Source organism: Shewanella sp. S1-58-MNA-CIBAN-0166, assembly GCF_040310085.1.
In the GTDB taxonomy this organism is placed as follows: Bacteria; Pseudomonadota; Gammaproteobacteria; order Enterobacterales; family Shewanellaceae; genus Shewanella.
This window is the reverse complement of the sequence record NZ_JBEOPN010000028.1, coordinates 31,847-55,236: the sequence shown is the minus strand read 5'-3', so window position 1 is coordinate 55,236 and position 23,390 is coordinate 31,847. Positions and strand designations below refer to the sequence as shown.

Below are 23,390 nucleotides of genomic sequence, written 5' to 3'. Positions count from 1 at the left end.
TTAAGCCTTATTCTTCGGATTTTAAATCAAATAATGCTTATTAATTCGCTGTTTGTTGCGACTTAATCCGCAGTTTACATTGATGGTTTAATTTAACATCATGCTGTAGTGATTAACCCTCCTCAGTCATTGAATCAATGATGTTGAGAATATTACCAATATTAATCTGAGGCTTTATCTGACAAATACCAGTGTATTGTGTTGGGAGTTAATGTGTCATGAGTAGAATTCGAATCGATCCTTTTTATCATCAAGCTAGCCATACTCTTACGTATGTGGTGACCGATATTGCTACCCGTCAATGTGCGATTATTGATCCTGTTTTAGATTTTGACATGGCGTCTGGCACCATAAGCACGAGTTTTGCTGATAGCATCATTGAGCATATCGATGAACATGGATTTGAAGTTGAATGGATTTTAGAAACCCATGCCCACAGCGACCATATTTCTGCGGCCTGTTATATCAAGAAAAAACGTGGTGGAACAACCGGAATTGGCGAGCACATCACCAAAGTTCAACATACCTTTAAGCGATTACTGAATCTTGATGATAGTTTTAAATGTAATGGCGAACAATTTGAACAATTATTTGTGGATGAAGAACTCATTAAACTGGGTCATTTAGATATTCACATTATGCATACACCGGGTCATACACCAACCTGCGTCAGTTATCTCATTGAAGATGTTGTGTTTGTAGGCGACACCTTGTCAACGCCGGAGTTAGGTACCGTTAATACTGACTTCCCCAATAGCAGCGCAATAACCTTGTACCATTCAATTCAGCGAATATTGGCATTACCTAATTGCACTCGGGTGTTTGTTGGCCATGATCCACATGCACAGAAACGTACAGATAATGGGTTAGAAACATCGGTGATTGCCCAAAAACGCTATAACAGTGTGGTAGGGGGGAATGTCACCCTAGCAGAGTTTATTAAACGGCATCAACAACGCCATATTGGCCCTGACATACAGCAACTATTATTAGCCGCGATTCAAATGAATATTCGTGCGGGTAACATGCCATTAGCTGACGGTAAGGGTAACTACTACCTTAAAATACCGCTAAATCAGCTCTAAAAATGAATACACAATCAGCCATTAGCACCGTTAACAATTAATACCGTTAGCCATTAACCGCAGCCATCAGTAAATAATAAGCCATGAGCCACATAATGTTGGCTCATGTTTGCGTAATTTATATTTTATGAGGCACCAATGGAAAGCCATCTTGTTGCCATTGCATCATGCCACCAGCAACAGACAGAGGTTTGCTAAACCCCATATCCTGTAATGATGCTGCCGCCAGTGCAGAACGGCCACCAGTTCGACAAATAAGGTATATGTCTTTATCAGCTAGTTCATTTAACGCCAATACCCACTCGCAGTGATGACTCACTAAAGGATGCTCGTGTATTTTCATCTCTAATACTCCACGTGGAAAATTCACCGCACCTTCTATATGGCCCGTCGTAAACTCATCATGCTCACGAACATCGATGATGATCACATCAGGGTTAAGCATTGCCGTCAGTAATTCTTGGGTACTCACTTCAATAATGTGGGTTTTAATCTCACTTATGTATTCCTGGGCAGTTTTCATGTGTACCTCGTGATGTTAAATAATGGATTTAGTTAAAATGAATAGCGCCATTAGCACTAAAAACACGGCAAATATTTTTTGTAAAATCGCTTTGGGTAAATATTGATTTATCCATTGGCCGGCAATACTGCCGACAAGTCCGCCTGCAATCATGATGGCAATAATCGACCCATCGAACTCAAACCCTTTACTTGAAAGTAATGAGTAATATTTAGCAAAACCGACCAGTGAGTTCATTGAAATAATCAGTAAGCTGGTACCAATCGCCAACGACATTTCAATGCCGCCAAGTAACACCAGTGCAGGTACAATTAAGAAACCACCACCTACACCCACAAAACCGGTGACAACCCCAACCGCTAATCCTTGCGACAAGATTTTAGCGATATTTAGTTTGCCAGCTTGGTAGCGGCTAGATTGATTTCGCCACATCATCACCGCGCCAATGAGCATCAAAATGACAAACACAGTAAGTTGTATGTCACTGTTAAAGAAGCTGCTGAGCCATGCGCCTAAATAGGTGCCTACCATGCCAGGTAAACCAAATAAAAACACATGAGGCCAAGAGACTTTTTTATGCTTAATAAAGCCTATGCTGCTGATTAAACTGATAGCACCCACAATGCACAATGACGAAGCGATAGCTAATTGGGGTTGCATTCCAATAAGGTAAAGCAACACCGGAACAGTAAGGATTGATCCACCAGACCCTAATACACTCAGCACTAAACCAATTAATAATGCGCCAATGATTGCTTGTATCATCATGGTTACTCTTAAGTTTAAAGCTGGTTAATCGGGATTTTTAAATACACAGTGCCGTTGTCTTCAGCGTCTGGCATTTGACCTGCGCGAATATTGATTTGAATCGATGGCAATATCAGCCTAGGCATCGGCAATGTGGCGTCTCGTTGTTGACGAAGCGTCACAAAAGCAGATTTGGTAATAGTGTTATTAACATGGATATTGTGTTGTTTCTGTTGGATGACTTGAGTTTTAAATTGATGCCCGCGCCCCTCAGTAGGGTAGTCATGACACACGTAGATATCTGTTGTATCTGGGAGAGTAAATAATGCCTGAATGGAATCGTACAAAGTATTGGCATCCCCACCTGGGAAATCACATCTAGCGGTACCCACATCAGGCATAAAAATGGTGTCACCAACAAAGGCGGCTTGATCATTCACAATGTAAGCAAGATCAGCCGGAGTGTGACCCGGTGTGTGCATAACACGAATGGTCATATTACCGACTTGTAACAGCTCATTATGTTTAAATAGATGGTCAAATTGGCTGCCGTTAGGCAAAAAGCTAGCGTCTAGGTTAAATACCTTTTTAAAAGTCTGCTGGACTTTGGTGATGTGCTCGCCAATACCCATTTGGCCACCAATTTGGTCACGTAAATAACTGGCAGCAGATAAATGATCGGCATGAGCATGGGTTTCAAGTATCCATTTGACGGTTAACGCTTGGCGTTCAATCCAATGTAAAACTCGATTAGCATTTCGTGTGCCTGTTCGACCTGATTTATAATCAAAGTCTAAAACCGGGTCAATAATCACAGCAAACGATGTGGTATTATCAGCAACAACATAAGTGAATGTTTCACTGTCTTCATCTAAAAATTCATGGACACTAAAGGTTGAAATCATCACAAGCTCCTGTTAAATAGTGCACAGGGACTAAGCGTCCCAGTGCTTGCCACGGGTTAAAGCGACTTCTTACTAAAATACCAATCTACATAATCATAACCCTGGGATAATCGTGCTTTAGCGTCAGCAGTTGTTGCTGGTGGTGGCACAATAACGTCATCGCCAGGTTGCCAGTTTTCTGGGGTAGCAACGCCATTGGCATCACTGGTTTGCAGTGCTTTTACTAATCGAACAAATTCATCGATAGAACGACCATTACTCATTGGGTAATACACCATGGCACGCAACACACCTTCAGGATCGATAATAAAGGTTGCTCGAACGGCAGCTGTGTCACTCGCACCGGGTTGGATCATGCCGTAGGCTTTAGCCACTTCCATTGATAAGTCGGAAATAATCGGGAAGGTTATTTCAACGCCAAAGTTTTCTTCAATGTTACGTACCCAAGCGATATGGGAATGAACACTGTCGATGGATAAACCGAGTAACTCAGTATTAAGCTTGCCAAATTCTTCTGCACGTTGAGCAAACCCAATAAACTCAGTCGTACACACAGGGGTAAAATCCGCAGGATGGGAGAACAACACTAGCCACTTACCTTTATAGTCAGTAAGTGAGCGCATGCCATGTGTTGTCTTGGTATTAAAGGCCGGAGCGGGTCGGTTTAATTGCGGAAAAGAAACAATAGAATCAGTCATGTTATTACTCCAAAAAAATGGTTAAGTTAATGCAACTCTAATCTGTAAAGTAGATTGCAAACATACTTAGTAATAGCAATTGCTAGGCCAATATCGGTTAGATGATAATAAATAACGTAAATAAAAATAAGTATCTGATTTTATTAATTAAAAATTTAGATGTGATTAGTTGTTAGATAATTTTTATATTAGCCACACAATAAGTTGTGTTTAACTCGTGTCATAAATGGCACAAAAGACAAAAATGACCACGTTAATTGTCGCAATATCACAACCGATCAAGCGATACTGGTGTTAGCAGTAAGGTTTCTGAAGTGAGTAATTAACAAGTCTGTGCATAAAGCCGCATTATATGGATTAGAAATAGAGCTGATAGCGGAATAAACATTTATTTAACCGATAGCAATGTGAAGCGGGTCTTGATTATGCTTGTGAAGCCTATACCGTAATATCATTTAGGTTTATATTTTCGTAAACAAATACATGACTTATAAAGAGTAATTCGTAAATGGAATTGGCCAAGCTTTCACGTATCAGTATGAAACACTTGATCACTTTGCATGTGATGCTTGATACCCTCAGTGTCACAGCCTGTGCTGAACGGTTATGTCTAAGCCCATCGTCGGTGAGTAAAACCTTAAGTCAGCTAAGAGAAAGTTTGCATGATGAATTATTCTATCGTCATGGCAATTCACTCATCGCCACTGCATTAGCACGACGACTAGGCCCAAGTGTGAAGCAGATGATTAATGATATGAATCAGATCATGAACCAGGATGTGTTCAAGCCACAACATTATCAAGGTAGCTTTTCACTGGCGATGCGCGAAAGTACATTTGAGTTGTTAGCCGCCACATTAACGGCTCATATTCTCAACCTGGCGCCTAATATCCATATCGATATTTACAATAAAGACAACATCGGCTTTGACGGCTTAGTAAAGGGCTCGTTGGATTTTATTCTATTGCCACATGACTTAAGCCAACCAACCAATGTCGATGAAGACTTAGTCTGGGAAACCTTAATCAACGATGAAATGGTCTGCCTAATGAGTGCTAGCCATCCACTGGCGTCACAGCAGACTATTAGCCTTGATGACTACTTAAATTTCAGCCACATCGGCATAACAGATACTGATTTGAGCACACCATTTTTTGATATTTTACTGGCACAACAATCTAAAAAACGGGCGATACCGATTTCGGTACCTGACTTTGGCAGCGCAGCGTTAATGTGCCATCACAGTGAACTGCTATTTACCTGTTCGCGCCACTGGGCCTCAATAGCCAAGCAAGCCCAAGGATTACTGATTAAACCGTTACCGATCGATTATGGCAAAGTTGCTTATAGCCTTGTGTGGCATAGGCAAAGTATGAACGATCCTGCTCATCGTTGGCTGTATGAACAAATATTGCTGTGCAGTCGTTAAGCGCACCAATACGATTTTAAGTATTGATTAAATGGTACTTTATCAATGAATTGATTTGGTATTAAGTTGCAGCAAAGCCGTCCTAGCCATATGTTCAACCTCAGTTGCATATAGACGTTACTTAAAGAAGTTACCTATGGACGGTAAATATAGCGATTGGATATATAGAGATTAAATATACAGCGACGGCAAGACGATATTGGTTACTCCTCGCTGAGTAAGTTGATTTGCTAAACGTTCTATATCCGCTTGAGTACATTGTGGCCATGTAGAGCCTATGCCTTTAACACCATGATGATGAAACGCATTTAACTTCACCCGAGTCTCTGTGGGGAGGTTGGATAAATACCCGCCTAGGGCGTCAACATCATGCTCATAATCCGTGATGCCGGGAATGTGTAACAGTCTTACTTCATACAATTTATTGTGCTGAGTCAGTAACTCGATTGACGTAAATACCGAATGGTTATCACGCCCAGTGATGTAATGATGGGTATCTTGTTGCCATGCTTTTAAATCAACCATTGCGCCATCTAAAAATGGCAGTAGCTTATGCCAACCTGTTGAGCTCAAACTGCCATTGGTGTCGAGCATACAACTGAGATGGGATAAATGTTCTGAGGACTTTATCGCACTAAAAAGCTCAATAATAAAAGGCAATTGTAAGCTCGCTTCGCCGCCACTGAGTGTAATTCCATTGATAAAATGACGTTGTCCGTAGATAACCTCTAGCATTTGCTCAACGGTGTAATGAGACGTTTTAGGCGTCGATTGTCTAGGGCATACCGCAAGGCAAGTATCGCATTGGCTGCATTTGGTGCTGTCCCAGACAATATGGGGCTTACTTGGAGAACTGCATGGCGAAATACATGGATAATGATTAACTGGTATTGGATCTCCATGTAACGACATTTCTTGTGACCGCATTTGGGGTAACGGCATTGCTTGTGAATGAATAAGACTCAACGCCTGTTTAGGGCAGCTATCAATGCAGTCACCACAAGCATCGCACAAATTGATGGTGTGAGGATTATGACAATTTTTGCATTGATAGTTGCAGCTTTGCAAAAATATCACCAAACGACTGCCAGGCCCGTCGACACAGGAAAATGGCAATATTTGACTGACAACGGCATGTTTACTCATGAATAAAAGGAGCTTGTTCGTGAGCAATTACCCGAGCTTGGCGTTGAAATATCCCCGTATTGATTGCGGCTTCAGCAGCTAACCCTGTGGTGTTGGTGCGTGAACCGCATTGCTTAAAAGTTTCAATGTCCGAGCGTTTAACCATATAACCAGTAACACGGACTAAATCGTTATTAGCAACATTGGCACTAAACTCTCTAAAACCTGAGCTAAGGGCACCTTTACAGAGTTGGAACATCGCTTGAGGATTCGCTTTAACGGTTTCATCTATGGTTAAAATATCGCTTATCCCAGCAGTATAATATTGATGATGTTTAGCTAGTGCTTGAATATGACTAATAGGGTCTGGTTCTGAGCCATAGGGAATACGCACGCCAGGGGTGACATTTTTATCCAAACTAATGCCACTTTGAGAATGCAATAACGCGCGACCGTTATAACCGTAAGTGACCGGGGTCGACTTTACTATGTTGTCTAAAGCTGCAGATATTCTGAGTCCAAGTTCATTAGCATCAAGGTTATGGCCGTAGCCTGTATTGGGTTTACTTGCGACGTTGGTAGTTGAAACCTCAGCAGCACTAGGTAATAAGGCTTGTAAAATATTGACCGCTTCAGCCATACCATAAATACCGAACATAGGTGCAAAACGAGATTCATCGATCAACTGTTCCTTAACTAAAAAACTGTCAAAGAAATGAGATTGTTGGTGTAAAAATGCCGAACGCGCTTCAATAAGCTCGAATGCTAGTTGGCTGTAATATGGCAGAGTTTGGGCAAAAAAATCATCAATACTGTTAGCGTTTAGAGCGACTTCTTTGAGGTTAACCCGCACCAAGGTATTGGCGCCGCCAGCTAACGGTAATGCGTTATAACAACTGACAATCCCAAAACCACGAGTATCGAAGGCGTCGGCATGTAGCGGATAGTTGGCAATGTGAGGTTTACCGCATTGACAAATATTGCTGGTGGCCTGAAATAATAAATCATCTGGCGTTACGGCAGGGTCATACATGAAGGTTAGGTTGGGGGCAATTTGTTGTAATTCTGCATCTATACGCAAAATGGTTCGGCAAATAATGTTATCAGTTGGGCCAATATTCACATGCATAAATGCATCGGGTAACGTGCGGTCGAGTAATATCCAAAACCGCTTGAGTTTGAGATAGATAGCTTCAGCATCAAGCCCTTTGGTAAAAGGCATTAATAACGCATCTAATTGGCCTAAGTAAACCGGGATATTGGTCACCGATGGCACATGAAAATAAAGAATGGTTAATGCATTTAAGGCGTCATCAAAGTCTTCGGCGGGCGACAGCTCCAAATACTCAGATCCTTGCTGCAGGTATTTGGCATAATCTGGCAACACATAACGCGGTTTAAATGGCGCATGACCTTCAAACATATCGCAGATAATACCTTGTTTCATTGCATTATTTACCTGCTCAGACACCGCCACATAAGGCAGACTGTTTTCAGCTTCTAATGCTAAATAGTTGGATTTTTGCTTTGGAGAAAGGTGAGGGTGGGTGACAATTTTCTCAATGTTATCTTGTAATGTCATGATGAAACTCACTTTTTATAGATGAATGCTTGATAACAACTAATCTACTCAAAGGCAGGATGTTTAAACAGTGAAAATAGCCGACGTTGGCATTGATAAAATCGAAATCCGATGATGAAGATCACATCCCAAATGACAGAACATGTGGACTAGTGAGTGATTAACCTTATAAACAAAGAGTGGCAGAAAAATCGCAATACGTTGCTGGGCGTTGGGCGGTTAAACCAGAAATGATGTGAAATATGGCTAACGCTTTTTAAGTAGGGTGTTACTGGCTTTGTAGCAAAACTAACAGGCTTAATCCAAATGATAAACTTCAGTTCTATTTCTTCCAAGTGCTTTGGCTTTATACATAGCCTTATCCGCTTGAGTAAATAAATCTGTAAACAGTGTTTTATCATCACAAATACTGACCCCAATACTGACGGTTAGCACGCCGTCACCCACTTTAATTTGCGTGATGCTATCTTGGAGCCGGTTACAAAATAATAAAGTATCACTTTTGTTGGAGTCTGGTAGCAAGATCAAAAATTCTTCGCCGCCAAAGCGAGAGACAAGATCGGTTTGTCGACAAAAGCCCTTCAAAATATGCCCGAGTTCTTTCAGTACTCGATCGCCTTCTAAATGACCAAAACTGTCATTAATAATTTTAAAATGATCGACATCTAACACTAATAAACCAACAGATTGTTCCGATCTAGCAGCCTGTTCAAGCGCTAACGTACAGCGATATTTCATTTCTCTTCTATTTAATAGCTGCGTTAACTCGTCAGTTGAAGCAAGCAATTTTAATTTTTCAGCTTGCTCCTCAAGTTTTTTTCTTGTTTTTATTAACTCATCATAAAGTTGGTCTCTCTTGGAGGCATTGAAAAAACTCCAATAAATACAGCCGTCATCGCTTAAACGAGCATTCACTGTTATCGGAATTCGTAGCCCGTCAGCATTAAAAATAATCAACTGCATTTCTTCACAAATTTGTTCGTGTAAAAGTGTTGGAATTAAATAACTTTGAAAAAATATGCGGGAAGATTGGGTAAAGATAATATCCGCATTTTTGCCTATAAGTTGCTCTGGATTCCACAATAGTTCGTCGGTAAAGTATGAGTTTACATAAATAATAATGTTGGCTGCATTGGTGACTAACGCACCACACTGGAAACTATCTGGGGAGTGCTCAAATGTTTTATTACTTTCGATTTTACTATTTTTTGTCGTGATCATTTTGCGAATTTCATTATCGATTTTAAAATTTCTTCAGGATGAGTCATGTGCAAGCAATGACCATGGGCAGCGATAATGTTAAGTTCGCTATGGGGTATTTCGCTCGCAATAAACTCACCAACAGATGTTGCTGCTAGGGCATCATTTTCACTTTGTAAAATTAAACACGGTTGTTTAATCTCTTTTAGTAGATAACGATAATCAGATAAAAAAGTCGCTTCAGCAAAGTTCTTCGCAATAACCGGGTCGGTAGAACAAAAGCTGCCTGATAATTCACCAATTAGCTCATCAGAATTGGTTGTTCCCATTACTAACGGAGCTAAATAATTAGCCCAGCCAATATAATTTTTGTCCATTAGATTTAACAACTCGAGTAAGTCTTCTTTATCGAAACCGCCAAAATATTCAGGAGGAAAATTTAAAAAACAGGGTGAAGGACATACCATTACCAGCTTAGAAAATAGCTCAGGTTTTTGAATTGCAGCAATTGCACCAATAATACTGCTCACGGAATGCCCTATAAAAATGGCGTCAGTTAAGTGCAAAGCGTCACATACTTCGATGATGTCTTCTGCATATCCTTCAAGTTGACCATAACGTTTTCTACTGTATTGAGAGATATCAGAAGCACCTGAACCAACATAATCAAATAGGACAATAGTAAAATGCTTCATCAGTTCAGGGGTTACAAAACGCCACATATTTTGATCGCAACCAAACCCATGTGCGAGAACTAAGGTTTTGCTACCATTACCGATTAATTTAACATTATTTCTAACAAGAACAGCATTTGAATGAGACATGATTTTTCCATTTTTACCAGGTGACCAATGATGACTACCTGCTGGATTTATTGGCTAAACAGTAAAAGTTTAACGGGTAAAAGTAAAATACCAACACTATGAAAATCAAAATGAACTTTTTAATCGCCTGATCATAGTTTTTTAGGTAAACATAAATTATTAACCAGCTCGTTATGAATCACAACCAAGAGAACATAATATCTTATGTAGGCAAACCTGATTGAATCCCATTAGTTACAATAATGTTAACGTCACGATTGAAGTATACACAATGAACACTGCTATAACTATATATCCCTAAAAGGGCGTAACGTTAGCTAGTGTCGTCTGATAACGGTTTAATAAAAGCAGTTAGCACCGTGAGTTGATTAAACAGACGTTTTTAAACAGATGGATAGAACAATAAAACTAAATTACAATGTACGACTTTTGCTTTAAAAACTCACGCTATAACAAGAAAATAACGGCGTACTATCTGAGGAACACCTTTAATTGAGAGCATCAATCTTCCTTATTGCGGCAGGTTTTATCCTGTTGAGTGGTTGCCAAACTGTTGTTGTAGAAGATGCCAAAGCAGAAAAAAGTCTTGGTGGTGTGAATAAACCAACATCATTAAAAGTTCCTAAGTTGTTAGCTCGGCGCAATTATCAAGACAGCGGTGATGTATGGGAACGCATTCGATATTCAATGGATATGCCCATTCCAGATCAACAATTAGTTAACCAATATCGTGATTGGTATATTAATAATCCACAGCATCTCGAGCAGATTTCACAGCGCGCCAAGCCGTTTTTATATTTAATCGTCCAAGAGTTTGAACATCGAGATTTACCTATCGAACTGGCCTTACTCCCTATAGTAGAAAGTTCGTTTAATCCTTTTGCTTATTCCAGTGCCGACGCATCAGGCCTGTGGCAATTTACCTCACCCATGGCCAGCCATTTTGGACTAGAGATGAATTGGTGGTATGACGGCAGAAAAGATGTGCCTGCTGCAACCACCGCTGCATTAGATATGCTCGAATACTTGTATAAAAAAACCGACAACTGGTTATATGCACTAGCCGCATACAATGCTGGTGAAGGTCGTTTACGTGAGGCTATTAGATATAATGAAGCAAGAGGGCTGAGCACCGACTTTTGGTCTTTACCATTACCTAAGGAAACTCGGCAATACGTACCACAATTGCTGGCAATAGCAGATGTGATTAAACATTCTGAAAGCTACGGCATCAGTCTTAAATCCATTCCTAATAAACCACTAGTTGAAGTAATTGATGTCGGAAGCCAAATTGACATCGCAGTTGCTGCCGATCTAGCCAATATATCCATTGCTCGGTTACAAAAATTGAATCCAGGGTTTAATCGCTGGGCAACATCACCCGATGGACCGCATCAGTTGATAGTGCCAGTGAGTAAAGTCAGTGAGTTTAAACAAGCTCTTGCGGATACTGATATTAGCGCTAGAGTAAAATGGTTTAAATATCAGATTAGAGCTGGCGATAATATTAGTGTCATTGCAAAACGTCACCTTACAACGGTGTCAGAAATAAAAGCGATGAATGACATTAATGGCGATAAGATCGTTGCGGGTCAATTTTTGTATATGCCACAAGCTGCATCGGGCATGACACCCTTAGTCGAACTGGCTACAACACAAAACGCCCAAGTCTCTACACCAAAGCAAGCTGCACCAAGCAAACCGCCAAGGATTATTACAACATCTAATCAGTCAACAGTTCAAAGCGATCACACGGTAAAATATGGCGACACACTGTGGAGTATTGCCAAAGTGTATAAGGTCAGTGTGGACCAAATTATCGCTTGGAACAAAATGACAGACAAAGACAAATTAACGGTAGGTAAAACCCTGCAGTTTTATCATCAACCCTTCAAACAACAGCAGAGCCAGTTGTAAGCCTGTTGTTTAAAAACTCATAAGCACAATAGCTCAAATGTTGTAAAAGTTGAGCGTTACATAAATCTGAGTATTTACCGATTTAACCTAGTGAAGCACATCGAAATCCAGCTGTGCATATAGACACTTTTGATTATAAAAATCGATCATTCATGTTTAATAGAGCGATACACAATGCTTGAGGTCATGTTAAATCTTAGTGTTCATATTTTTTCATATTTGTTTCCGATCAGTTCATATCCAGCTCAATAGCTATTCACAAGTTTTGAATATAGTCACTCTATCAATAAGAACATATATTTTAGGGTGATGAATATGAACATTAGAAAAACTCAATTAGCTCAGTCAATTTTATTAGGCAGTCTACTTTTATCGGCGACCTCTTTTGCCAACGCTGCAGACGATGATGTCTTCGGTGGAGCCATAAGTGGTAAATTAACCTTTGCTTCAGATTATGTTTTCCGTGGCGAATCAGAAACAATGGATGCAGAAGTACCAGTGGTACAAGGTACCCTAGGTTGGGGCAATGATCTGGGTTGGTATGCTGGTGTATTTGCATCCAATATCAAATTTGCAGACCCCAATTTAGAAATTGTTACTGCACCTTATATTGGTAAAGCAGGCGAGTTTGGCAATAGTGGTATCAGTTACGACGTCATGGTTTTTTCTTACCTGTATCCAGGTGCCTCATATTCAAATTATACCGAACTGTGGATTAAAGTCGGTAAGCAATTTGGTCATGCAAATGTGCAGTTAGAAGTGACTCCAACAATCGATGATTGGTTTGGTGTAGAGGGCTGGCAAGGTGTTAACTATGCCGTTCATCCGAGCTATCAGTTTGACAATGGTTTATACGTATCAGCAAGTATCGGCTACCAAGATTTAGATGGTCATGGTGCAGAAGGTTGGGGGCACTGGAATTTGGGTGTGAGTAAAGCCTATGCCGGAATCAATTTTGATGTTCGTTATCATGGCAGTACCATGGATAGCGATCATAAGGTCTATGGCACTCAAACAAAAATCTTTGATGACCGAGTGGTTGTTGGCGTCAGCAAAAGTTTCTAAATTGATAATATAATCTTTTTTATTATTGGACCTGATTCTACGCATTCCCATTGTGTGACTCAGGTCCTTTTTTATAAACTATTTTGCTAGCTGTCACTCATTCCTGACAAATCTTTATAGGAAAATATGAAAAGTTATGAATAATAACGGCCATTATTAGCAACACTATCTGGATAGGATGATGGCACATACTGGTTTAACAAATACGGTACTCGTCGTTGACGATGAAGCCGTGATCCGCGCTCGATTAAAAGGTTATTTTGAGCGTGAAGGTTATCGTGTACTTGAAGCTGGAGACGGCGAACAGATGTGGCAACAGTTTACAAATCAACATATCGATTTGGTGATGTTAGATATTAACTTACCCGGTACCGACGGTTTGAGCTTGGCGCGTGAACTAAGAAGTCGTTCGGACGTTGGCATTATATTAGTCACTGGTCGTGATGAAACCATTGATAAAATCGTTGGCCTTGAGATGGGTGCTGATGATTATGTGACTAAGCCATTTGAATTAAGAGAACTATTGGTAAGAGTTAAAAATTTGTTGTGGCGAATTTCATTAGTTAAAAAAGCACAACAAGAAGTTGTAGAACAATTTGAACAGTGTGACGATATCATTGCCTTCGATAAATATATTCTTGAGTTAAACAGCCGAAAACTGAGTCGTGGTGACGAGGTGATAAAGCTGACTAAAGCAGAGTTCGAATTACTTACCGCCTTTGCATTGCATCCACAGCAAGTACTATCACGTGAGCGGCTAATGCAGCAAACAAGCCACCGTAATGAAGATGTAAATGATAGAACCATTGATGTCATTATTCGCCGTTTGCGAAATAAACTACAGGCAGACCTGTTTGTAACGGTTCATGGAGAAGGCTATTTGTTTGCGACAAAGGTTAAAGATTAGTTTTTGTCGTCACGCGATAAATGGGGTAAAAGTCTGCAGGGGCTAAGCTGTTGTTAAACATATTGAGTTGCACAGCTCCTTGTTCTAACGCCTGTATTTGTGGGCCAATATCCCCAAATGAGTGTGTCCCCTCCAGTAGTTTTACCGCAATATCTATTGCCAATTTACCTTGTAACACCACTTGATCATCACTACTGAAAGCCACTTTATTGCGATAAAGTCCGCGCAAGGTCGCTGGCGATAAATAGCTGCTCACAAGTTTTACTTGGCCAGTTAATCGTTTATGTTGCAATGTTCCTATTGCTGCTTCAATAGCAACGGCACTGCCTAGAATATAACTAGGAACATGATCATTAAGTAGATTATGAAGTTGGTCACGATAAAGGTCACGATTATTATCGGTATGACGAATTGACGAAACCACAATAGGACTATCGGCAATAGCATCTTGAATACCGAGCTCAACCCAATCGCTGCCGCCAACACTTTCTGGGCCGGTGAGTAGAGCGAGTGTTACTGGAGACGATGGCGGTAAATTTTTTACAGCTTTGGCGATAAAGCGGCCAGCTTTCCAGCCCATTTGATACCAATTGACGCCTACACGAGTTGTTATAATGGGGTTATCGAGTCTATTCACTAACGCTATGATGGGTTTATTAATTAGCCCCGGATATTGATCAAGTAAATTGGGGGCCACAGCACCGAGTAAGATGGCATCGAACGGTTGATTAAGGCAGTATTCAAGTTGTTTTAGTTGTTGCTCTTTTCTGTAATAGCTACCAGCTTCAAATAATTCTAAATTAATGCCTAATTGGCTGGCTTTTGACACCAAACCATAATCAATGCCGATCCAATAAGCGTCTTTAAGGTGAGGTACTAAGGCACAGATTCGCCAAGCCTTTTTGGCCGAGGTCAGTTGATTATATTGTATTGATTTTACTGTTTGAATTTTGGCATTAAAGGGCGTGCGCTGCTGTAATGTCCAGCTAGAATCGGATGTTGCTTCAGCAAGTAATGGTATTGTCCCTAAGCAAGCTATGAGCAAATAAATAAGTCGGCGCATTATATTGTCTCGATTAAGGTTTCTAAACAGAACACTAAAAAATTTTCGTAATTATAACATTTTAAGGAATGACTGTGAGCACTTTATCACTATCAGGCAAGAGCTTAGTGGGTCGCCTTATGTTGGCATTTTGTCTGCTCGGATTGTTATTGTTAATGTTAGTTAGCCTTGGCAGCATTTCGCTTTATTGGGTAAAGCTTGCTGACCAATATTTATATGAAGAGGCGTTACCTGCATCTGAGGCTGCAAGGCAATTGATGCAGTCTTCTAATGGCTTGCTCGACAATGCCCAAGCGCTTGAACGAGTGGAAGAAGAGGCTCAACGCGCTTTCCTTGGGCGTAAGTTATCACTGGAAAGCACTAATTTGCTTTCTGCTATTGAACGACTCAATTCGTTAAATCTACAAAATCATGGTGTTAATAAAGATCAGCATTTAGCTTTATTAGCTGGCGAAATTATCCATGACTTATCGGTATTCGGCCGCCAAGTGGGTAAACGTTTAGTGTTGGCGGCGCAATTGATTAATAAAGGAGCCGCACTGGCGGAAGCGGCCAGTAACAGTGGTGTTTTACTTGAAGCAGAACAAGCCGTGGTCGATTCAACCATTTTGGCCAAGTTGAGTTTAGCTTACCCTCAAGTGGTTGGCGCTGAACAAAGTGCCAAACTTTTGGACTCCATCATAGAGCAAGACTTGGATGTCCGTGAACGTTTAAATCGAGCTTTGGGATTGATCCATCACATTGAGTTAGTAGGGCAGTTATTACAGTCTCCAGACCAACAACTCGGATTAAATAACGTACTCAACAGTATGGCTCGAGTACTGTCTCCAACGACTTATACCATTAATTCTACTCGCGATAACTCACAAAGCGGCAACGAAATACCGAGCCCTTACACAGGTTCAGGAACGAATGGGCAAATTGATTTAATGCCTCTAGAATTACTTAAAGGCTTAATTCGAGATCCGGTTAGGGCAACAGAGCTTGAGCACCAATTGATAATGTTAAGGGAGGTGAATGTTGGCTTAAGTTTGCAGCAGCAATATGCGCAATTGCTAACAAAACAAAATGCGCAACTGTTAACGCTGACGGATAAATTAGGCCAACTGAATAAGTCAGTCGATAGTGCAATGAAAGCACAACAGCTACAGGCAGAACATGCCCGAAGTAATTTTTTACAGCAATTACTGTGGGCTAAGTCAGGGCTGTGGGCGACAGGTATTTTGATGTTAATCATTATGCTGTTGGTGGTTTATCGGGTTATTTATAAAGGCATCGCTTTACGCCTAAGTGAAGCAACTGCTGCATTATCTAAATTAAGTCAGGGCAATACCGAAGTAGTACTTGATCCTCACGGAGACGATGAACTCACCGCGATGGCTTCTGCCATTGAAGCTTTTAAACAAAAAACCGCGCACAATCAAGCACTGCAATCTGAATTACAACAAACGGCATCAGAATTATTTGCCCATAAAGCCTCACTTGAAAGTACCGTGCAGGCACGTACACTCGAACTGGCTGAAACCAACCGTCAACTAGACGCTGAAGCAAAAGGGCATTCGACGGCTAGAGTGATGGCAGAACAAGCTAACAAGGCAAAATCGCTATTTTTAGCGACCATGAGCCATGAAATCCGTACTCCGCTAAATGGTCTTTTAGGCACCCTGACTTTACTGAGTCACTCGCCATTACCTCCAGCACAAAAACAAATGTTGGCATTATCGCAATACAGCGGCACCTTACTGCAAAATGTACTTAATGATATTTTGGACTTTTCCCGTTTGGAGCAAGGTAAATTAACTAACGAACCACGGGCTGTTGCGCTTAATGAGCTGCTCGATGAAGTGATGGCAATCATGTTAGCTGGTGCGGGATTGTCAGGTATCTCGTTATATTTAGTTCGCGGTAATTTACCTAAATGGATAACGGTAGATGGCCCCAAATTGCGCCAAGTGTTGTTTAATTTGCTCGGCAATGCCATTAAATTCACTCCAGCAGGAGAGGTTACATTACGGGTAAATGTGGTCGAGAAACAATTAACCTTTGAAGTGGCAGATACTGGCGTTGGTATCAGTGAAAAGGCCATGGATCAATTGTTTATCGCCTATGGTGTACAGCCTAATCAAGGCAGAACCAGAGGCACAGGACTTGGGCTCGCTATTTGTAAAGAATTAGTCTCGTTAATGAATGAGGCTAACACTGCCAATGATTCTATTCGGGTGAGTAGTAAAGTGGGTGAGGGTTCCAGCTTTGGTTTTAGTTTACCATTACACATTTGTGAACAAACGTATGAGGTTATCAGTGCAGAGTTACCTAAAGTTGATTCTAAATGTGTACTCGTTATCGAAGACAACAAAGTGAATTCCATGGTGGCCCAAGGGTTTTTAGCACATCTTGGACATCATTCCGTACTGGCTGATAGTTGTGCGCAAGCAAGAGCGTTGTTTAACGTCGATAGTGCGTTGAAGTTTGACGGCATTATGCTTGATATTCAATTAGGCGATGGCTCTGGTATTGAGTTATTACTTGAGTTGAAGCGTATTGCTAACGCAGCCCAAAAAGACATCAGCATAGCCGCATTTACGGCACAAATTCAACATGATGACATAAACGAGTATCAAACAGCAGGCTTCGATGACGTATTAGCCAAACCGCTTAATATGAAGTTTTTAGCCAATTGGATTGGTGATGCGAGTGACAAGTCAGCAATCAACAGCGACAACACGAATAAGTTAATCAAGATGGATAAACACAAAGGCTTTACACAAACGACCATAGATCAAAAATTTTCAGTTTGTAATGAAGACAATCAGCCTTTAGTCGATGAAAAGCAAATTAATGAAGACTTACAATATCTTGGTACAGAAGCTGTTAAAGAGATGTTAGCGTTATTTAAAGTCAGTAGTACACAACACATCAATGCTCTGGCAGCTTTACCTACAGATAGGCCAAAAGTGTTACACGCACTTAAAGGCAGTAGTGCCAGCATTGGCTTTATTCAGTTGAGTCAGTTGTGCAAACAATTAGAAAAAGATGGCATTAGTGATGATTCATATTTGTTGCTTAAGCAAGTATTGCAAGCATCCATTAACGCACTTGAGTTGAAGCTTTCTGTCTAAGCTTTTGTAAATTAGGGATATAAAATATAGTTGAGTGTGTATAATCCTCACTCTATTTATCCTAAGCTCAAACATTACATATAAAAACACCGAGCTTACTCGGTGTTTTTATATGGGGGGTTAATGATATAGATATCCTGTTACTGAGCACCTTTTAGTCCTTCACAATCGCTTTCAACCCAAGCCAGAGTGAGGTGAGCAATGGCTGAATAAAACTGACCAGTATCCACAGAGGTAAGTCTATCTACAAAACGGGATAACCAAGCGTGGAGATATTGCCTAATAAAGCTGAGCTGAGTGTTATCGTCACAAGCACACGCTTGGTGAGCGACATAAGCCAAAATAACGGCAATATGGTCAGACGGTTCAGGAAATTCACTTTGAACCGTTAATTGGCTTTGTTTTAGATATGTTTGCATTTGCTGATGCTGTTCACCAAATAAGAGTACATCGTCCTTGGCAACTGCATTATCGTTAAGATATACACTGGCATAAGGGCTGGCGCTATGCTTTGTACCTACTAAAAATAGGCCACAATAATCGGCAGCAAGCTCTAATAAAGCATGATCAGTATTGACGCTGTTAAGGGTTGAATTAAGCACTGAGTTTATGGTTTCAATGTCTTGACTCAATAACGGGTCACTGGCCAATTGAGCAAAGAATGCCTGAGCCTGACTTGCAGTGAGCTCTTGTAATAGCTGTTGATCTAGCTCTTTTGCAAACAGTGATGAGAGCAGCTTATACACCATCGAACGACCCTGGTTCATTGGCGTGTTATACAATATCTTGTCATTCATCTATGTTATCTCCTGAGCCTATTATGGCCGTTAACTTAAGCGCCAAGAATTAAATCGCTTGGCGCACAGTGATAATACTTACACGTTATAGCTGCGTTTCTATTGGGCCACTAAAAGAACTGACGTCAGGTAACTTACCTTGATACTTCTCGAAATCGACCAAGCAAGTGTATGCGGAGCAAGCCTGGGCAAGCTTTGATGTACCAATATCTTGCGTTAACGTATTAGGGTCACCATAGCTGCACAACGCCCCAATTTCACTACCGCCTTGTTTAGACCCATCTTTACCGACTGGGCCATACCAAGCCCCTTCATGAATTCGGATAACCCCACTAGGGAAGCTGTCGGATACCACTGCACCCGCTAACAGTTGACCTCGTTCGTTAAACACACGAACAACATCGCCATCTTTAATGCCGCGCTGTTTTGCATCGGTAGGATTCAAGTACACGGGTTCACGATCTTGTACCGTATAGGTTTCCCGATATTGCTGCGACTCACACATTTGTGAATGTAAGCGTTTATCTGGGTGGCAAGATTGCATCCACATTGGGTATTTATCTGAACCAGGACCACCATGGCTGCGCTCTGACTTTTCTATCCAAGTAGGATGGCCAGGACAGTCATCGTAATTGAATTGGGCGATTTTACGGCTGAAAATTTCAATCAAGCCCGATGGTGTACCCAATGGATTCATTTCAGGATCATCCCTAAAGTCGGCATGGCGAGTCCATGGTTGGCCTTCACCAAAATGTACATAACCTTGTTTCCAGAACGTGTCGAAATTTGGCATATCGAACTTACCGGCATTATCGGCTTTACAGTCGTTATAAAGTTTCTTAATCCAGTCAAATTCAGACATGCCACGGGTATATTCTGTCTCTTTACCCATTATTTTGGCAAAGCGGGTAAAGATATCAAAATCAGACAAGCTATCAAATAATGGTTCAACCATTTTTTGCATCGCTAAAACACCACGGTTAGCGTAGCTGCCATAAACGTCAATGTCATTACGTTCAAATGTAGTACAAGCGGGTAAAACGATGTCAGAGAAACGGCACGTTGCTGTCCAGTTAATGTCGACAGTGACCACACATTCAAGCTTTTGAAATGCTTGCTTCATCTTATTTCTATCTTGGTGATGACTCCATGGATTATTACCTGAAAATACCATCATCTTAATATCAGGATAAGTGACCTTAGCCCCGTTGGCATCGATGGTTTTACCCGGTTCTAAAATGGCATCAATCCAACGTGCAATCGGAATGGTGCTACTCGCGCCTTTAAAATCATTACTGTCGAATAATGGCTTTTGGCCTTCATCAAGATTACGAGGAAACGCGCCCGGTGCAGCTGCGCCCGATGAAGGAACGCCAATACTTGAGTAATGATGGCCATAGCTGATACCACCACCAGGTAAACCAATTTGGCCAATCATAGTGGCAAGTACAGCTGCCATCCAATAAGGTTGTTCACCGTGTTGTTGACGTTGAATACACCAACCCATCATGATTTGAGTACGACCTTTGGTCATCACTTTAGCTAAATCACGTATAATTTCAGGGCTAACACCAGTAATTTTACTGGCCCACTCTGGTGTTTTAGCTACGCTATCTGACTCGCCTAAAATATAAGGCACGAATCTGTCGAAACCTAGGCTGTAGCCCTCAATAAATTTTTCATCGTGTAACTTACTGGTGATCATTTCATGGGCAATACCCAGCATTAACGCAACGTCAGTTTGTGGGTTGACGTAAAGTTGCTCACAGCCTAAGTATTTTTGGGTTTTAGTGACTACAGGGTCGATACTGATCACTCGGATCTTACCTTGTTTTACTTTTTCTTTAAGCTCCGCTAGATAAGCGAACGATTCATGGGTTTCGGCATTCCAACCCACTTGCAGGTTTTTATAGGGATCATTTGACCACAAAATGATGGTTTTAGATTGCTCAAGGATTAACGGCCATGAAGTACCTTGGGCATAAACTTCAGTTGAACCTAAAATATAAGGCAAAATAGTCTGGCCAGCACCCGTTGAGTAGTCACCAATTTTTTTGACAAAATTACCGTGCATACCAACAGCGCGTTGCATGTGACTGGTACTTGAATGCAGTTGTCCAGTGGCGCGCCAGCCAGTTTGACCCGCGTGCAGTCCTGATGGGCCATATTGAGTTTGCACCTCATCAAGTGAATCTTTAAACAGGGTCAATGCTTTGTCCCAAGTGACACGGACAAAGCGAAAATCACCGCGTTGACTGGTGTCGCTTTTATGACCTTTCAATAAAAAGTCTAGGCGTACCATAGGGTAGCGAACCCGTGATGGGTTGTAGACTAAGCCTTTAACGCCATTGATCATATCGGTAGGGTATTTGTCCAACTCAAATGGAATCACCTGGTCAATCACGCCATTCTTACGTTTCATTTTAAATGCACCAAAGTGCGAACCGGTAGTTAACCAGTCGTCACCTGCTTTAGTGCTTGCAGCTGCAAGGGCATTGAATGGCGCCAACACTGATGTACTGCTTAGTCCAACATAAGAAGTCGCCACTAAGCCTTTAAGAAAATGTCTTCTGTTCATGATGATGTCCTATTAATGCGCCGACTTATTGAAAGTAGATGAATGCTCTTGTAAGTACTTTTGTACAAGCGCTTGAGTGTCTTGGTCCATGTTGACGAATGCAATCATGCCTTTAAACATTCCAGGCCAACTGTTAGCGTCAAAGTGTGCTTCTGCTGGTTGGGTATGACACACGCTACAACTGCTGGTATAAGTGGTGCGGGCATAATCCCAAAGTGGCTGTAAATCGTTAATTAGGTAGTCAGCATCTGTCCAAATTTTGGCTTCAACACGCTGCCATGTTAATCCGGTCATAGGGTCTTCTTTCTGTTCAAAAACATTCATTACGCCTTCTTCTAACGCAGCATCTTTTGATAACTGAGCTGACAGAATGTTAAGACCAAAATCGAAATAGATAACACGACCAGCACCAATTTTTTTACGCCAACCATTAATACCAACTAGTACACGACTGCCATTGATTTCAAGTACCGTCACTTTAGTGGCAATGTTTAACGTGCCAGCTTCAACATCTGTTTTTTGATTAAAATAAAGGGGTTTAGTCAAGGCGGTAAAATACTGAGCACCAACCACAAGACCGGTTTCGCCAGATCCGACTTGTGCAATGAGTTCTGGTGCACGGGAAGTGCCCATGTCAGGAAGTTTGTGAGCAATACCTTTATGGCAATCAACACAGCTCTGGTCTATCTCTGCTGCACGCTTCATTTGTTTTTGCGCCAACTTTGACATGTCATCCCATTTCATCGAGTCATAGTTATGGCAGTTTTTACACGCTAAAGAGTTATCACGGTCGAAGCGTTTCCACTCACGGCTAGCCATCTCTAGACGTTTTGATTCAAATTTTTCCTCAGTATTAACGGTTTGCATCAACCAGCCCCACATATCATGTGATGCTTCAATCTTGCGACCAATTTTACGACTCCAGTTATGCGGCACGTGACAATCAGGGCAAGTGGCCCGAACGCCAGAGTGATTAGACCAATGCACAGTTTGCTGTAGCTCTTGGTAGGGCTTGCTTTCCATACTGTGACAGCTAATACAGAACTCTTCAGTGTTGGTCATTTCCAGTGCGGTATTGAAACCACCCCAGAATATAATCCCCATTAAAAAAGCTGATAGGCTAATTGTGCCTAAAGTAAGATATTTGGCAGGCTGATTTAGCGTCCGCCAGGTATTAATAAACCATTTCATAACAGCATCCTTTATAAGATTGACTCATAATTTGTTTGAGGATTAGTGCGCAACAACGCCACCAAATGCTTGGATCATCCAAATGACAAAACCGTACGCACTAATGCTGGTTACGGTGATAATGGGAAAAAATAAAAAAATGATAAATCCAAGAGCTTTCAGCTCCTTAGACTTAACATTACTTTTGGGGTCTACTACGTTTTTTGTTGTCATAGCTTGCTCACTTAAAAAATTATCTTTGCTGATGACAGCTATATTAGATAATAATTGTTAATGGCACTCAGACCGTGGATGAATGAACGTAGACAATATATGAAAGATTATGAACAGACTGAGTGAGGGGTAATTTGCGGTGAGGATTAACAGTAAACTGCTTTATAAAACAAGTTCAGAGTGTTATCAATCGAGGGGCACATATCGTTGTTTAAGTAGCGTTGATTCATAAATCGATTATTATTTACTCAACTTTATGTTTATGAATACTATGTATCATTACCATTTTCTCAAGGATTAACAGAGCAATTCTGATACATTTTCGCTACAATATGAAAGTTAATGTTTTTGTAATCATCAATATATGATCATGGTCTTATATTGTTAAATGTGCAGTATTAATTTAATCGGTATTAAGTAAG

At 41.0% G+C, this 23,390-nt stretch carries 19 protein-coding genes; 6 read left to right on the top strand and 13 right to left on the bottom strand.

Annotated elements, in window-relative coordinates; translation table 11 throughout:
* Window positions 1–218 precede the first annotated feature (218 nt).
* Entirely contained in the window at window positions 219–1,085 is an 867-nt protein-coding gene (locus AAEY99_RS16200) for an MBL fold metallo-hydrolase (protein ID WP_351011217.1), read from the top strand.
* Between the two features lie 118 nt (window positions 1,086–1,203).
* On the opposite strand, the gene AAEY99_RS16195 is transcribed toward AAEY99_RS16200, so the two are convergent.
* Genes AAEY99_RS16195 through AAEY99_RS16180 form a run of 4 tightly spaced genes read right to left on the bottom strand, consistent with a single transcriptional unit; the run spans window position 1,204 to window position 3,958 of the window.
* The gene (locus tag AAEY99_RS16195; protein ID WP_101088325.1) at window positions 1,204–1,608 is read right to left on the bottom strand and encodes a rhodanese-like domain-containing protein; all 405 of its coding nucleotides are present in this window, start codon (window positions 1,606–1,608) and stop codon (window positions 1,204–1,206) included.
* 15 nt (window positions 1,609–1,623) lie between these two features.
* The gene (locus AAEY99_RS16190; RefSeq protein WP_101088324.1) at window positions 1,624–2,376 is read right to left on the bottom strand and encodes a sulfite exporter TauE/SafE family protein; all 753 of its coding nucleotides are present in this window, start codon (window positions 2,374–2,376) and stop codon (window positions 1,624–1,626) included.
* A gap of 14 nt (window positions 2,377–2,390) precedes the next feature.
* On the bottom strand, window positions 2,391–3,260 hold the full coding sequence (locus AAEY99_RS16185) for an MBL fold metallo-hydrolase (protein ID WP_351011215.1): 870 nt from the start codon (window positions 3,258–3,260) through the stop codon (window positions 2,391–2,393).
* 56 nt (window positions 3,261–3,316) lie between these two features.
* The gene (locus tag AAEY99_RS16180; protein WP_351011214.1) at window positions 3,317–3,958 is read right to left on the bottom strand and encodes a peroxiredoxin; all 642 of its coding nucleotides are present in this window, start codon (window positions 3,956–3,958) and stop codon (window positions 3,317–3,319) included.
* Between the two features lie 508 nt (window positions 3,959–4,466).
* On the opposite strand from AAEY99_RS16180, the gene AAEY99_RS16175 reads away from it, so the two are divergent.
* Window positions 4,467–5,387 (top strand): LysR family transcriptional regulator, encoded by a 921-nt coding sequence (locus AAEY99_RS16175; protein WP_162023082.1) that lies wholly within the window; start codon window positions 4,467–4,469, stop codon window positions 5,385–5,387.
* A gap of 171 nt (window positions 5,388–5,558) precedes the next feature.
* On the opposite strand, the gene AAEY99_RS16170 is transcribed toward AAEY99_RS16175, so the two are convergent.
* The 4 genes from AAEY99_RS16170 to AAEY99_RS16155 all read right to left on the bottom strand — a co-directional run bounded on the left by AAEY99_RS16170 (window position 5,559) and on the right by AAEY99_RS16155 (window position 10,118).
* Window positions 5,559–6,533: a YjjW family glycine radical enzyme activase gene (locus AAEY99_RS16170; protein WP_351011212.1), complete on the bottom strand. Its 975-nt coding sequence runs from the start codon at window positions 6,531–6,533 to the stop codon at window positions 5,559–5,561.
* Window positions 6,526–8,094 (bottom strand): YjjI family glycine radical enzyme, encoded by a 1,569-nt coding sequence (locus tag AAEY99_RS16165; protein ID WP_351011210.1) that lies wholly within the window; start codon window positions 8,092–8,094, stop codon window positions 6,526–6,528. Before AAEY99_RS16165 ends, AAEY99_RS16170 begins: the two co-directional genes overlap by 8 nt.
* 297 nt (window positions 8,095–8,391) lie before the next feature.
* Window positions 8,392–9,315 carry a sensor domain-containing diguanylate cyclase gene (locus AAEY99_RS16160; RefSeq protein ID WP_351011209.1) on the bottom strand — a complete coding sequence of 308 codons (924 nt, stop codon included), beginning with the start codon at window positions 9,313–9,315 and terminating at the stop codon, window positions 8,392–8,394.
* A complete protein-coding gene (locus tag AAEY99_RS16155) occupies window positions 9,312–10,118 on the bottom strand; it encodes an alpha/beta fold hydrolase (protein WP_351011207.1) in 807 nt (268 codons plus the stop codon). Before AAEY99_RS16155 ends, AAEY99_RS16160 begins: the two co-directional genes overlap by 4 nt.
* 492 nt (window positions 10,119–10,610) lie before the next feature.
* On the opposite strand from AAEY99_RS16155, the gene AAEY99_RS16150 reads away from it, so the two are divergent.
* From AAEY99_RS16150 to torR, 3 genes are all read left to right on the top strand, one after another.
* Window positions 10,611–12,035 carry a LysM peptidoglycan-binding domain-containing protein gene (locus AAEY99_RS16150; RefSeq protein ID WP_351011205.1) on the top strand — a complete coding sequence of 475 codons (1,425 nt, stop codon included), beginning with the start codon at window positions 10,611–10,613 and terminating at the stop codon, window positions 12,033–12,035.
* 315 nt (window positions 12,036–12,350) lie between these two features.
* Entirely contained in the window at window positions 12,351–13,100 is a 750-nt protein-coding gene (locus AAEY99_RS16145) for a TorF family putative porin (protein ID WP_162023087.1), read from the top strand.
* 181 nt (window positions 13,101–13,281) lie between these two features.
* Window positions 13,282–14,007: a two-component system response regulator TorR gene (gene torR / locus AAEY99_RS16140; protein WP_162024337.1), complete on the top strand. Its 726-nt coding sequence runs from the start codon at window positions 13,282–13,284 to the stop codon at window positions 14,005–14,007.
* On the opposite strand, the gene torT is transcribed toward torR, so the two are convergent.
* Window positions 13,997–15,070 carry a TMAO reductase system periplasmic protein TorT gene (torT, locus tag AAEY99_RS16135; RefSeq protein ID WP_335692356.1) on the bottom strand — a complete coding sequence of 358 codons (1,074 nt, stop codon included), beginning with the start codon at window positions 15,068–15,070 and terminating at the stop codon, window positions 13,997–13,999. The two genes, torR and torT, sit on opposite strands and share 11 nt — an antisense overlap.
* Window positions 15,071–15,138: 68 nt before the next feature.
* On the opposite strand from torT, the gene torS reads away from it, so the two are divergent.
* The gene (torS, locus tag AAEY99_RS16130) at window positions 15,139–18,189 is read left to right on the top strand and encodes a TMAO reductase system sensor histidine kinase/response regulator TorS (protein WP_502959505.1); all 3,051 of its coding nucleotides are present in this window, start codon (window positions 15,139–15,141) and stop codon (window positions 18,187–18,189) included.
* A 140-nt stretch (window positions 18,190–18,329) separates the two neighbouring features.
* Here the strand turns inward: torS and torD are convergent, their stop codons facing one another.
* The 4 genes from torD to AAEY99_RS16110 all read right to left on the bottom strand — a co-directional run bounded on the left by torD (window position 18,330) and on the right by AAEY99_RS16110 (window position 22,968).
* Window positions 18,330–18,971 (bottom strand): molecular chaperone TorD, encoded by a 642-nt coding sequence (gene torD, locus AAEY99_RS16125; RefSeq protein ID WP_502959402.1) that lies wholly within the window; start codon window positions 18,969–18,971, stop codon window positions 18,330–18,332.
* A gap of 100 nt (window positions 18,972–19,071) precedes the next feature.
* Entirely contained in the window at window positions 19,072–21,564 is a 2,493-nt protein-coding gene (torA, locus tag AAEY99_RS16120) for a trimethylamine-N-oxide reductase TorA (protein ID WP_351011202.1), read from the bottom strand.
* A 12-nt stretch (window positions 21,565–21,576) separates the two neighbouring features.
* On the bottom strand, window positions 21,577–22,755 hold the full coding sequence (gene torC, locus AAEY99_RS16115) for a pentaheme c-type cytochrome TorC (protein WP_335692359.1): 1,179 nt from the start codon (window positions 22,753–22,755) through the stop codon (window positions 21,577–21,579).
* Window positions 22,756–22,797: 42 nt separating this feature from the next.
* Entirely contained in the window at window positions 22,798–22,968 is a 171-nt protein-coding gene (locus tag AAEY99_RS16110) for a nitrate reductase (RefSeq protein WP_101088486.1), read from the bottom strand.
* Window positions 22,969–23,390: the final 422 nt, after the last annotated feature.